At 75.1% G+C, this 12,594-nt stretch carries 9 protein-coding genes; 5 read left to right on the forward strand and 4 right to left on the reverse strand.

What is annotated here, in order from left to right; translation table 11 throughout:
* Positions 1-54: 54 nt before the first annotated feature.
* The gene (locus MT994_RS01485) at positions 55-1,110 is read right to left on the reverse strand and encodes an NAD-dependent epimerase/dehydratase family protein (protein ID WP_354804794.1); all 1,056 of its coding nucleotides are present in this window, start codon (positions 1,108-1,110) and stop codon (positions 55-57) included.
* A 149-nt stretch (positions 1,111-1,259) separates the two neighbouring features.
* Between MT994_RS01485 and MT994_RS01490 the strand changes: the two genes are divergently transcribed.
* Both MT994_RS01490 and MT994_RS01495 read left to right on the forward strand, forming a co-directional pair.
* Positions 1,260-1,514, forward strand: a complete 255-nt coding sequence (locus tag MT994_RS01490; protein WP_021483636.1) for a type II toxin-antitoxin system prevent-host-death family antitoxin — start codon at positions 1,260-1,262, stop codon at positions 1,512-1,514.
* Positions 1,511-1,903: a type II toxin-antitoxin system VapC family toxin gene (locus tag MT994_RS01495; protein WP_061267944.1), complete on the forward strand. Its 393-nt coding sequence runs from the start codon at positions 1,511-1,513 to the stop codon at positions 1,901-1,903. The genes MT994_RS01490 and MT994_RS01495 overlap by 4 nt, the downstream gene beginning before the upstream one ends.
* Positions 1,904-1,916: 13 nt before the next feature.
* Here the strand turns inward: MT994_RS01495 and MT994_RS01500 are convergent, their stop codons facing one another.
* Positions 1,917-2,780, reverse strand: a complete 864-nt coding sequence (locus tag MT994_RS01500; protein ID WP_354804796.1) for a siderophore-interacting protein — start codon at positions 2,778-2,780, stop codon at positions 1,917-1,919.
* A 105-nt stretch (positions 2,781-2,885) separates the two neighbouring features.
* Complete coding sequence (locus tag MT994_RS01505; protein WP_354804798.1) at positions 2,886-4,025, reverse strand: epoxide hydrolase; 1,140 nt, start codon at positions 4,023-4,025, stop codon at positions 2,886-2,888.
* Positions 4,026-4,165: 140 nt separating this feature from the next.
* On the opposite strand from MT994_RS01505, the gene MT994_RS01510 reads away from it, so the two are divergent.
* Positions 4,166-5,116 (forward strand): WYL domain-containing protein, encoded by a 951-nt coding sequence (locus tag MT994_RS01510; protein ID WP_354804800.1) that lies wholly within the window; start codon positions 4,166-4,168, stop codon positions 5,114-5,116.
* A 378-nt stretch (positions 5,117-5,494) separates the two neighbouring features.
* Positions 5,495-10,129: an ATP-dependent RNA helicase HrpA gene (hrpA, locus tag MT994_RS01515; RefSeq protein WP_354805091.1), complete on the forward strand. Its 4,635-nt coding sequence runs from the start codon at positions 5,495-5,497 to the stop codon at positions 10,127-10,129.
* A gap of 58 nt (positions 10,130-10,187) precedes the next feature.
* Here hrpA and MT994_RS01520 read toward each other — a convergent pair whose 3' ends face one another.
* Positions 10,188-11,036: an endo alpha-1,4 polygalactosaminidase gene (locus MT994_RS01520; protein ID WP_354804802.1), complete on the reverse strand. Its 849-nt coding sequence runs from the start codon at positions 11,034-11,036 to the stop codon at positions 10,188-10,190.
* 282 nt (positions 11,037-11,318) lie between these two features.
* Here MT994_RS01520 and MT994_RS01525 point away from each other — a divergent pair, with 282 nt between their 5' ends.
* Complete coding sequence (locus tag MT994_RS01525; protein WP_137280954.1) at positions 11,319-12,524, forward strand: beta-ketoacyl-[acyl-carrier-protein] synthase family protein; 1,206 nt, start codon at positions 11,319-11,321, stop codon at positions 12,522-12,524.
* The last annotated feature ends 70 nt before the right edge of the window (positions 12,525-12,594 follow it).

Genomic DNA, 12,594 nt, shown 5'->3' on the forward strand with positions numbered 1-12,594 from the left:
CCCCCACTGATCGCTGCGCGGCCAACCCCCTCGCCGACGAGCCGCGTCGGCGGGTCAGCCGCGGCCGGCGGCGCGCAGCGCGGCGGCCTCGAGGTCCGGCGGGAGCCCGACGGCGGGGCGGTCCGCGCGCTGCGGCGTCGTCTCTCCCGTGGCGTCGAGGGCGCAGAGCCATGCCCACGTGTCGCGCACCGTCTCGCGCACGTCGCGCGTGCGCAGGCCGAGCGCCGCCGCGCGCGACGTGTCGGAGCCGTGGAGCGCGTCGTGCAGCTCGCCCGGCGGCAGCCAGACCGGGAGCTGGGTCCACGGCTCGATCCCGGCCGCGAGGACGGCCTCCGGCTCGACCCACACGAGCTCGGCGGGCGGGTCGCCCGCCGCTGCCGCGTCGTCGGCGGTCGCCTCGACGCACGCGGCGAGCAGCTCGCCCATGGTCGTGTGCCCGGGAGCGCTGACGACGTCGACCGGCCCGGACGCGCCCGCGAGCGCCACGTCGAGCGCGAACGCCGCGAGGTCGCGCGCGTCGACGTACTGCAGCGACAGGTCCGCGGGCCCGGGGGCGAGCACCGGGCCGCCGCGCGCGACGCGCCGCAGCCACCACGGCAGGCGGCCGACGTTCTCCCGCGGCCCGAGGACGAGGCCCGCGCGCAGCAGGATCGCCCGGTCGCCGAGCGCGTCGGTCACGGCGATCTCCGCGCCGCGCTTGGCGCGGGCGTAGTCGTCGGAGGTCGTGTCGTCCGGGTCGCCGTCGACGAGCTCCGACGTCTCGTCGGCCCCGCGCGGCCGCGGGAACGGGTACACCGAGCGCGACGACACGTAGACGTACCGGTCGTCGCCCGGCACCCGGCCGGCGAGGAGCCGGGCGGCGTCGCGCGCCGCCGCGGGCGCCCAGGACCACGTGTCGACGACGACGTCCCACTTCTGCGGGACGTCCTCCGCGCGCAGCGCGCCCAGGCCGTCGGGCCGGGTGCGGTCGCCCACGAGCTGCCGGACGCCGTCGGGCACGGGCGTGGTGCCCCGGTTGAGGACGGTGACGTCCCAGCCGCGGGCGAGGGCGTCGTCGACGACGGCGCGCCCCACGAAGTCGGAACCGCCGAGCACGAGGAGTCGGGTCATGGGCCCACTGTGGCGCGCCGTCGGTCCGCTTGCAGCCCGTTACGCCGCCCGCAGACGCCCGCGGGAGGGGACCTCACGGCCCTCGCGAGCCTTCCGCAGAGCACCCTGGCCAGGTATCCTGGCCAGGATACCCGACCCGAGGAGCGGCGATGCAGGTCAACGTGCTGGAGGCCAAGAACAACCTCTCTCAGCTCGTCAATCGAGCCGCAGCCGGCGAGGACGTGGTCATCGCGCGGCGTGGCGTCCCGCTCGTGCGGCTCGTGCCGGTCCGGGCCGACCTCGCGCACGGGACCGGGGCGGCGATCGTCGAGTGGCTCGACGACCACCCGCCGTCGCGACGGACCGCCCGCTCGGCGAGCCAGATCGACGCCGACATCGAGGCCGCGCGCGAGGGCTGGGAGTGATCTACCTCGACACGTGCCTCGTCATCTACCTGGTCGAGGACGCCGAGCGCGGCCCGCACGTGCGCGAGCTGCTGGCCCGGCACGGGCACGAGGAGTTCGCGATCAGCCCGCTCGTCCGGCTGGAGTGCCTCGTGGGACCGTTGCGGTCCGGAGACCCGGAGCTCGAGGACCGGTACCGGGGCGCGCTCGACCTGTTCGTCGGGCTTCCCCTCGACACGGCGGCCTTCGAGCGGGCGGCACGCCTGCGCGCCTCCTCGTCGCTCCGGACGCCCGACGCGCTGCACCTCGCCGCCGCGCAGGTCCACGGGTGCTCCGCCCTGTGGACGAACGACTCGCGGCTCGCCGTCGCCGGACGCGGGCTCGCCGTCGACGTCCTGCACGGCAGGTGACCCGGGCGCGGGGTCAGTCGGGGTCGGTCGGGTCCAAAGGAGCCTCGGGGTCGAGGTTGACGACGCCGCGGCGCCAGTAGCCGTGGACGGCGAGCTGGTCGGGCCGTGCCCCGGAGCCGCGCAGCGCGTGGCGCACCGCGACGAGGTCGGTCGCCTCGCCCGCGGCGAACACGTACTCGTCGGCGTCGAGCGGACCGAGCGCGCGGACGGCCTCGGCGAGCTGCCCGGGCCCGTCGGTGCGGTAGAGGAGCTCGGTCGTCGCGCGCCCGAGCTCGTCCTCGACGAACGCCTCGTCGACGTCGTCGCCGATCTCCACGATCGCGGTCACGGGCACGTCGGCCCCGACCGCCTCCACCCAGCGCGCGAGCGCAGACAGGCCCGTCTCGTCCCCGGCGAGCAGGAGCCGCCCGACGCCGTCCGGCGCGGCGCGGCTCGTCGTCGGGCCGGCGAGCACGACCTCGTCGCCCACCGCCGCCCGTGCGGCCCACGCCGACGCCGGGCCACCCTGGCCGGTGGGCGGCGCACCCGGGCCGGTGCCGCCGTGGAGCACCCAGTCGACGTCGACCTCCGGAACCCCGTCGACGGTCCGCGTCGCCCGGACGGTCAGCTCGCGCGAGATCGACACGACGCCTGCCGGGCGCTGGAGGGCGCCGTCGTCGGTGAGCGTCGGGGCGTGCAGGACGCCGGTGGCCGGGTCCGGGAGGAACACCTTGACGTGGTCGTCGGGGCCGGGCGCGCGCAGCGTCGCGAGCGAGGCGTCGCCCGGGGCGGCGTCGCGGAAGGTGAGGCGGCGCAGCGCGCCGGACGTCTCCCGGACGGCGTGCACGCGGACGCGGCGCGGGACGAGGTCGAGGCGGGTCACGGGTCGGGAGAACACCGCCCCATTCTGCGCCGAGCACGACGTCGCCGTCGTCATCGGCCGGATGACGACGGCGACGTCGTGGTCGAGCGCGCGGTACCCCGTTCTCGAAGGCCGCGGGCCTCAGGCGAAGAAGATCCGGAGGTCGGCGACGACGTCGAGCGGGACCTCGAGCGCCGCGTAGTGACCGCCGCGCGGGTGCTCGGACCAGTGCTCGATCCGGGCGTTGTCGCGCTCGGCGAACGCGCGGATCGTCTGGAAGTCGTCGGCGAAGACCGCCACGCCGATCCGACCCCGGCTCACGACCGGCTCGGCGCCCGAGCGCTGCTCCGCGTAGTGGTAGCGCGCGGCGGTCGCGTAGGAGTTGGTCAGCCAGTAGAGCGTCGCCTGGGCGAGCACCTGGTCGGCGCTCACGAGGCTCGTCCCGTTGCCGAAGCTCTCGAACAGCTCGTGGTAGGCGAGGACGGCGACGGGCGAGTCGGCGAGGCCCGCGGCCATCGTCTGCGGCCGCGACGCGTTCATCGTGTTGTAGGCACCCACCGACTGGAACCACTGGAGGTGCCCGAGCGCGGCGAACTCCTTCTCGCCGAAGCCGTCCATCTCGCCGGGAGCGCCCGACGGGAAGGAGAAGAGCTGGAGCACGTGGGCGCCGAGGAAGCCCTCGGGGTCGAGGACCGCGAGCTCGCGGCCGACCATCGCGCCGCCGTCGCTGCCGTGGATCCCGTAGGAGTCGTACCCGAGGTCGCGCATGAGGACGTCGTAGGTGCGGGCGACGCGCGCCATCGTCCAGTCCGTGTCCCCGACGACGGGCGTCGAGAATCCGAAGCCCGGCATGGAGGGGATGACGAGGTGGAACGCGTCCTCGGGCCGGCCGCCGTGGGCGACGGGGTCGACGAGCGGGTCGATCATGTCGAGGAAGTCGAGGAACGAGCCCGGGTAGGTGTGCGCGAGCAGCAGCGGCGTCGCGTCGTCGTGCCGGGAGCGCACGTGGAGGTAGTGGATCGGCTGGCCGTCGATCTCGGTGCGGAAGCCCGGGTACGCGTTGACCCGGTCCTCGACGGCCCTCCAGTCGAAGTTCGTCCAGCGCCCGACCATGTCGCGCAGGTAGGACTCGGGCGTCCCGTAGTCCCAGGAGTCCCCGGGGGCGGCGGGCGCGAACCGGGTCCGCCCGAGGCGCGACCGGAGGTCGTCGAGGTCGGCCTGCGGGACGGCGACGGAGAACGGGCGGTGCTCGAGGGACGGGGAGAGGTGTGACGCGGTCATGGTGGTCTCCTCGGTCGGGCGGGGCCTCGTGCCCTGCTCTGCTCCCGACTCTAGGAAAGGTTCAGGAACGGTTCATTCCGTTATTCTGGCGGTGCTCCGAGAAGTTCTCCCGCGTCGTCCGTCGACCCCAGGAGGGACCCGTGGCCTCCACCTCGGCCCGCATGCTCGCGCTGCTCGGCCTGCTCCAGTCGCGCCCCGACTGGTCGGGCGCCGAGCTCGCCGAGCGCCTCGACGTCAGCGACCGCACGGTCCGCAACGACGTCGCCCGCCTGCGCGAGCTCGGCTACCCCGTCGACGCGGTGCGCGGCCCGGGCGGCCGGTACCGGCTCGGCGCCGGGGCGCGGCTGCCCCCGCTCCTGCTCGACGACGCCGAGGCCGTCGCGGTCGCCGTCGGGCTGCGGGCCGCGACCGGCACGGCGGGCTTCGAGGAGTCCGGGGCGTCCGCGCTCGCCAAGCTGGAGCAGGTCATGCCGGACCGCCTGCGCCGTCGTCTCGCCGCGCTCCGGTCCGCGAGCGCCGCCGGCCCCGCGAACACGGACTCGAACGTCGAGGACCCGGTCGTCGACCCGGACACGCTCACCGCCCTGGCCGACGCCGTGCGCGACCACCAGGGCCTGCGCTGCTTCTACCGCGACGAGCCGCTCGAGCTCGAGCCCTACCGCCTCGTCGCGTGGCAGCGCCGCTGGTTCCTCGTGGCCCGCGACCCGGCGACGGGCGCGTGGGCCCCCTACCGCGTCGACTGGCTCGTGCTGCGCGTGCCGGGTGGGCGGCGGTTCGCGCCGGTGGACTTCCCCGGCGACCTGACCGACTTCGTCGTGCGCGAGGTCGCGCGCGCCGGCTGGGCCGTGCACGCCCGGATCGTCGTCGACGCGCCCGCCGACGAGGTGCTGCGGCGCATCAACCCGACGGTCGGCACGGTCGAGCCGCTCGCCGACGACCGCTGCGTCCTCGTCACCGGCGGCGACAGCGTGGAGGTCGTCGCGGTGTGGGTCGGGATGCTGGGCCTCGACTTCCACGTGGCGGAACCGCAGGCCCTCGTCGACCACGTGCGCACCCTGGCCACCCGCTACGCCCGCGCGACCCCGCCGTGACCCACCCCACCCCCGCTCCCCTCCCCCCTCCCCCCGACCGGCATCGAACACGGGGTTGGAGACCTGTTCTCGACGAGAACGGTCGCTGATCCCGTGCTCGGCGCCAGTGGGCACCGTTCGGTCAGCACCCCGGAGCAATGAAGTTGCGACGGGTTGAGAGAATGGACCGTCGTGAGTACCGAGCCCGCAGCGAACCAGCCTGACGCGCGCCCTCCCCAGCGGGACGGCGCCGCCGAGGGCACCCCGCGCGAGGGCCGCCGACGCCGAGGGAACCGCCGCGGGCGCGGTCGGGGCGAGCGGACGGCGTCGGGCACCTCGACGACCACGGAGCCGACGCGTCGCGGGCGGGGCGCGCGGACGACGTCGGGCCCGCGGCAGGTGAGCCGGGCGCAGCTCGACCGGGCCGCGCAGGCGCGCGAGAACGTGACGGTCCCGCCCATCACGTACCCCGAGCAGCTCCCGGTCAGCGCCCGACGCGCGGACATCGCCGCCGCGATCCGCGACCACCAGGTCGTCATCGTGGCGGGCGAGACGGGCTCCGGGAAGACGACGCAGCTCCCCAAGATCGCGCTCGAGCTCGGCCGAGGCCGCTCGGGTCAGGTCGGGCACACGCAGCCCCGCCGCATCGCCGCGCGCACGGTCGCCGAGCGCATCGCGGAGGAGCTCGGCACGGAGCTGGGCGGCGTCGTCGGGTACCAGGTGCGGTTCACCGACACCTCCAGCGAGGACACGCTCGTCAAGGTCATGACGGACGGCATCCTGCTCGCGCAGATCCAGCGCGACCCGGAGCTCCTCGCGTACGACACGATCATCGTCGACGAGGCGCACGAGCGGTCCCTCAACATCGACTTCCTGCTCGGCTACCTCGCGCGGCTCCTGCCGCGCCGCCCCGACCTCAAGCTGATCATCACGTCGGCGACGATCGACTCCGAGCGCTTCGCGCAGCACTTCTCCCCCGCGCACCTCGCCCAGCTCGGCGGCGCGCCGGACTACGTGGTCGACGCGCTGCCCGACGCCGCGCCCGTCGTCGAGGTGTCCGGCCGCACCTACCCGGTCGAGATCCGGTACAGGCCGCTGTCCCCGGACGTCGACCCCGGCGCCTCCACCGGCAGCGCCACGAAGGCGAAGGGCCGCGCGAGCGCCGAGGAGAAGGACCTCGTGACCGGCATCGTCGACGCGTGCGACGAGCTCATGCGCGAGGGGCACGGCGACATCCTCGTGTTCCTCTCCGGCGAGCGCGAGATCCACGACGCCGCCGACGCGCTCACCGGCCACCTCAAGGACCGCGTCACCGACCCGAAGCACCCGCAGCGCGTCGAGATCCTGCCGCTGTACGCGCGGCTGTCGTCAGCCGAGCAGCACCGCGTGTTCCAGGCGCACTCCTCGCGGCGCATCGTGCTCGCGACGAACGTCGCCGAGACGTCGCTCACCGTGCCGGGGATCCACTACGTCGTCGACCCCGGCACGGCCCGCATCTCGCGCTACTCCAAGGCGACCAAGGTCCAGCGCCTGCCCATCGAGCCCGTCTCGCAGGCGAGCGCGAACCAGCGCTCCGGCCGCTCCGGGCGCGTCGCCGACGGCATCGCGGTGCGCCTCTACTCCGAGGACGACTTCCTCTCCCGGCCCGAGTTCACCGAGCCGGAAATCCTGCGCACCTCCCTCGCGTCGGTGCTGCTCCAGATGATCTCCGTCGGCGTCGTCGAGACCCCCGACGAGGTCGCGCGCTTCCCGTTCGTCGAGCCCCCGGACACGCGCGCCGTGCGCGACGGCGTCCAGCTCCTCACCGAGCTCGGCGCCCTCGCCACGTCCGACGGCGTCACGCGCCTCACCGAGGTCGGCCGCGTCCTCGCCCAGCTCCCCATGGACCCGCGCCTCGCCCGCATGATCTGGGAGGGCTCGAGGCTCGGCGTCGCGCGCGAGGTCGCGATCATCGCCGCCGTCATGTCGATCCAGGACCCGCGCGAGCGCCCCGCCGAGGTCCGCGCGCAGGCCGACCAGGCGCACGCGCGCTTCACCGACCCGCACTCCGACTTCCTCACCTACCTGAACGTCTGGGAGTACGTCCGCGAGCAGCAGCACGAGCTCTCGTCGTCGGCCTTCCGCCGCCTGTGCAAGGCCGAGTACCTCAACTTCCTGCGCATCCGCGAGTGGCAGGACGTCGTCGCCCAGCTCCGCGAGATGTCCAAGCCCCTGGGCATCGACATGTCGTACAAGCCGCGCGCACGCGGCGCGGCCGGTGACGACGCGCGGCGAGCTCCAGGACGAGCGGCGGCTGCGCCCGAGGATGCGAAGGGCGTGGCGGGCCTGGCGGGAGCGACGCGAGGAACGAGCGGCGCGGATGGTAGCCCGAGCACCTCGGGGGCAGCCGCCGCGGACCCGACCACCGCCCCCGACGCGACCCCCGACACCCAGGCCTACAAGCGCGCCTGGGACGGCGACACGATCCACAAGGCGCTCCTGTCCGGCCTGCTGTCGCAGATCGGGATGCAGGACACGGGCGAGGTGAAGGCGTCGTCGGTCGCGCACCTCAAGGGCGAGGCCCGCGCCAAGGCGTTGCGGCGCGCGCAGAAGCAGGCCCGCAACGAGTACACCGGCGCGCGCGGCGCGCGGTTCGCGATCTTCCCCGGCTCGCCGCTGAGCAAGAAGCCGCCGGCGTGGATCATGGCGGGCGAGCTCGTCGAGACGTCGCGGCTGTGGGCGCGCGACGTCGCCCGGATCCAGCCCGAGTGGGCCGAGGACCTCGCGGGCGACCTCGCGCGGCGCACGTACTCCGAGCCGCACTGGTCGACCAAGCGCGGCGCGGCGATCGCGACCGAGAAGGTGCTGCTGTACGGCGTGCCGATCGTCGCGGACCGCAAGGTCCTCTACGCGAAGGTCGACCCCGAGGCCGCGCGCGAGATGTTCGTGCGGCACGCGCTCGTGCAGGGCGAGTGGACGACGCACCACCGGTTCTTCCACGACAACCGCAAGCTCCTCGCCGAGGCGGAGGAGCTCGAGGCGCGCTCGCGCCAGCGCGGGCTCGTCGTCGACGACGACGTGCTGTTCGACTTCTACGACGAGCGCGTGCCCGACGACGTCGTGTCCGCCGCGCACTTCGACCGCTGGTGGAAGACGGCGCAGCGCCGCGACCCCGACCTCCTCACCTTCACGCTCGAACAGCTCGTGCCCGACGCCGAGCAGGTCGACACGTCGCAGTTCCCGGAGACCTGGCCGCAGGGCGAGCTGACGCTCCCGCTCACGTACCAGTTCCAGCCCGGGACCGAGGCCGACGGCGTGACCGTGCACGTCCCGATCTCCGTGCTCAACCGCGTCGTCCCCGACGGGTTCGACTGGATGGTGCCGGGCCTGCTCGACGAGCTCGCCACGGCGACGATCCGCTCGCTGCCCAAGCCGGTCCGCGTCCAGCTCGTGCCGGCACCGGACGTCGCGCGCGACGTCGTCGCCTGGCTCCGCGAGCACACGCCCGCCTGGGAGGACATGGCTCGCGCGGGCGACATGGCCGAGCCGTTCCACGTCGCGTTCACGCGCGCCGTCCGGGCGCTGCGCGACGTCGTCATCCCCGACGACGCGTGGGGCCCCGAGCAGGAGGCGCGGCTGCCCGCGCACCTGCGCATGACGTTCCGCGTCGAGGACACCCGCGGGCGCGGCGGCTCCGTCGTGCTCGACGAGTCGAAGGACCTCCTCGCGCTCCAGCGCCGTCTCGCCGCCCAGAACCAGGCGGCGGTGCGGGCAGCGGTGAAGGGCGCGGTGGGGGCGGCGCTGCGCGAGGCTGCCGCGGGGTCCGGATCGGAGCTCGCGGGGTCGGGTCCGGCGGCGGAGGGGGCGTCGGTGCTCGGGCTACCGTCCGCGCCGCTCGTTCCTCACGGCGCTCCCGCCAGGCCCGCCACGCCCTTCGCATCCGACGCCCCCTCCCCCGCCTCTGCGTCCGGCTCACCCGGGCGAGGTGCAGGACGAGCGGGCGGCGCGTCGTCGGGCGCGACGGGCGTCGAGGCCGCGCACGGACACCGACGGCCGACCGCACCAGGTGACGGCGCGGTCGGTCCGAGCACCGACGGCGCACCGCCCGCGGGCTCGACCACGAGCCTGGTGAGCGAGCGCACCGACCTGACCACCTGGCCCGACGACCTCACCGACGGGCGGCTGCCAGCGACGGTGTCGACCGACCTCGGGGGTGGGGTCGTGGTGCGGGGGTACCCGGCGGTCGTCGAGGAGCAGGACGCGAAGGGCAAGCCGGTCGTCGCGCTGCGCGTGCTGGCCGACGCGACCGCGCAGGCGCGGGAGCACGCGCGGGGCGTGCGGCGTCTGCTGCTGACGGAGACGGCGCTGCAGACCGGGCGCATCACGAGCCGGTGGAACGGCACGCAGTCGCTCACGTTGGCGGCTAGCCCGTACCGGAACACGGACGCGCTCGTCGCGGACCTGCAGCTCGCCGCGGTGATCGCGCTGACGAGCGGGGGCAGCGGGCAGCCGGACGCGGCGACGGTCCGCGACGCCGAGGCCTACGCGGCCGCGCGCACGTTCGTCCGCGCGCACCTGGAGGAGCACGTGCACCAGGTGGTCGGGCACGTGGTCGCCGCGCTCACCGCGTCGCGCACCCTCGACGCGGAGATCCGCGCGTCGAACAGCCTCGCGCTGCTCAACACGCTCACCGACCTGCGCGACCAGGCCGCGGGTCTGATCCACGACGGCTTCGTCTCGCAGACCCCGCCCCGACGCCTGCCGCACCTGACGCGCTACCTGCGGGCGGCGTCGTACCGGTTGGAGAAGGCGCAGTCGAACCCGAACCGCGACGCCGAGCTCGCGTGGCGCGTGCACGACGTCGAGGACGCCTACCAGCGCGCCCGTGCCGCGTACGCCCAGGGCCCGGCCGACCCGGTCCGCGCCGCCGACCTGGCCGAGGTGCGGTGGCTGATCGAGGAGCTACGCGTGTCGCTGTTCGCGCAGCAGCTCGGCACCGACGGCCCGGTGAGCGAGAAGCGCATCCGCAAGCTCCTCACGCCCGACGGCTGGTGACGCGCGGCGCGGGAACCCACGGTCACGCTCGTGAAGAACGGGCGCTCGTGCCGCGCCGTCAGCAGACGTCGTAGGCGTAGCCCGGCTCGTCCGGGCCGACGAGGTCGCGGTCGCGCAGGACGGTGAGCGGGGCGCGGTCGTCGCGGGCGCAGACGTCGTCGAAGGTCAGGCCGGCGTCGGCGAGCGCGTCGGGGTACTCGACCTCGAGCACGTGGTCGCCGTAGACGTCGGTGTACGCGGCGCACTCGTCGAAGACCGCGCACTCCTCGGTGACGGCGAGGTCGAAGCCGAGGTCGTCGTGCGCGACGGTCGCGATCTCCGCCGCGTTCTTCTGCGCGACGGCGAGCCCGGCGTCGTGCGCGAGGTCGACGTACGCGCGGGCGAGGGCGTGGGCGCCGTCCTCGTCGATGGCGTCGAACCGCGTCCAGGTGTCGAGGTTGTCGAGCTCGACGGCGTCGAAGCCCTCGTCGGCGCAGCCCGTGACGACGGGCCCGAGGATCGCGAGGATGCCGTCGCGCTGCTCGGGCGTGGAGGGGTCGAGGACGTGCTCGTCCGGCCAGTCGGGGTCGACGACGAGCGTCCCGTCGGCGTCGTGCAGGAGCAGGTCCTCGTGGCCCTCGAGCCACCGGTCGGCCTCTCCGGGCTGGGTCTGGAAGCCGTTGACGTAGCAGACCGAGTACGCGCCCGGCAGCGGTGCGGCGGTCGCGTCCCGCACGACGACGTCCGGCCGCACGGGCCCGTCCCCCGCGTCGACCTCGTCGTACGCGGCGCCGAGCTGGTAGTCGAGCACGCCGTGGGTGGGCGGCAGGGCGGGCGTCTCCGCCCGGGCAGAGGTCGCGGGCGCCGGGGGCGCGGGCGCGGTGCACGACCCGGTCCCGAGCACGACGACGCCCACGGCGACCGCCACCACGGCGCGGTGCGCGCGCCGTCGGGCAGCAGGCCCTCGCGTCCCCGCACGTCGCACCGTCGCTCCCCCGCCCTCGTCCCACGGCCTCCCCGACGGCGGCCGCTGTGCCGACCGTACGCGGCCGGCGGGCGCCCGCGGGAGTCGTCCGCCGCTGCTGCCGGGATGTGGGCGTGCGCACCGTCACACCTGCGAGGGCGACAAAGGCCGCCGCGATGACTTGGAATAAGACCCATCGACCACACCCGTCGCCGTTCTCGGCGGCTCGGCTGCAAGGGGCACACCATGACACGAGTCGTCGTCAGCGGGTACGGGGCGGTGACCCCGGTCGGGCGCACCGCCCCCGACACGTGGGAGGCGCTGCTGCGCGGGGAGCCGGGCGTGCGGGCGATCGACGACGACTGGGCGGCCGAGCTGCCCGTGCGCATCGCCGCGCGCGTCGACGACGCCTTCGCCGAGGCGCTCTCCGTCCGGGAGCGGCGTCGCACCGACCGGGCGGAGCAGCTCACGCTCGTCGCGGGCCGGGAGGCGTGGGCGTCCGCCGGGTCGCCCGACGTCGACCCGACGCGTCTCGCCGTCGTCGTCGGCTCCGCGAACGGCGGGATCGCGACGACGCTCGACCAGTCGCGCGTCCTGCACGAGCAGGGCCACCGGCGCGTCTCCCCGCACACCGTGACGATGCTCATGGCCAACGGCCCGGCCGCGTGGCTGTCGATCGACCTCGGCGCCAAGGCCGGCGCGCGCGCCCCGATCAGCGCGTGCGCGGCGGGCTCTGAGGCGATCACGATGGGCCGCGAGATGATCCTGGCCGGCTCGGCGGACGTCGTCGTGTGCGGGGGCGTCGAGGCGGGCGTCCAGCCGTTCTCGCTCGCGGCCTTCGCCGCGGCCCGCGCGATGTCGACCCGCAACGACGAGCCGGAGCGCGCGTCCCGGCCCTTCGACGTGGACCGGGACGGGTTCGTCATGGGCGAGGGCTCGACGCTCCTCGTGCTCGAGCGCGAGGACCACGCCCGGGCCCGCGGGGCGGTCGTGCACGGCGTCGTCTCGGGTGCGGCCCTGACGTCGGACGCGTACGACATCGTCGGCGGCGACCCCGAGAACCAGGCCCGCACGATCACGATGGCGCTGCGCTCGGCGGGCCTCTCCCCCGAGGACGTCGGGCTCGTCCACGCGCACGCGACGGCGACCCCCGTCGGGGACGTCAACGAGGCGGACGCACTGCGCGCCGCCCTCGGGATGCCGCCGCCCGTCACCAGCACGAAGGGCGCGACGGGCCACCTCCTCGGCGCGTCGGGCGCGCTGGGCGTCCTCGTCGCGCTCCTCGCCCTGCGCGACGGCCGCGTGCCGCCCACGCTCAACGTCGACACGCTCGACCCCGCGATCGACCTCGACGTCGTGCGGGAGGCGGCCACGACGTCGGCCCGGCACGCGCTCGTCGACGCGTTCGGGTTCGGCGGGCACAGCTCGAGCGTCGTGGTCTCGCGCGACTGACCGGGATCGCCGAGCACGAGGTCGCCGTCGAGAAAGGCGGCCAGGCCGCCACGGACCCCGTGGTCGACGG

The organism is Cellulosimicrobium sp. MI9406 (assembly GCF_040595865.1).
Lineage (GTDB): Bacteria > Actinomycetota > Actinomycetes > Actinomycetales > Cellulomonadaceae > Cellulosimicrobium > Cellulosimicrobium funkei.